This window comes from Halalkalibacter flavus, from assembly GCF_036663575.1.
Classification (GTDB): domain Bacteria; phylum Bacillota; class Bacilli; order Bacillales; family Bacillaceae_D; genus Halalkalibacter; species Halalkalibacter flavus.
Genome location: NZ_JAWRVK010000258.1, coordinates 1 through 267 on the forward strand (window position 1 = coordinate 1; position 267 = coordinate 267).

At 62.5% G+C, this 267-nt stretch carries 1 protein-coding gene; it reads right to left on the bottom strand.

Going from position 1 to position 267, the window contains the following annotated elements; genetic code table 11:
* On the bottom strand, positions 1–267 hold a 267-nt coding region (locus SAY88_RS25140; protein ID WP_332635156.1), incomplete at both ends, for a hypothetical protein.

Below are 267 nucleotides of genomic sequence, written 5' to 3' on the forward strand. Positions count from 1 at the left end.
CGTTGTCGGCTACCGTCTCGTCAAATACCGTGGAGCCGTTCTTGACGTAGGTGATTCCTACGTGGTCGACGCTGCCCCCGGGCGGGGTATAGGTGACCGTGAGGGAGTCGGTGTCGGAGTTGCCAGCTGCATCCAGTGCGGTCACGGTTATGACGTTGACTCCGCTCTGCAGGTTAATGCCGCTGGCGGTCCAACCGGTGGTCCCGCTGGCCGTTCCACTGCCGCCCCGGTCATTTACCCAGGTCACCTGCGTGACCGCTACGTTGT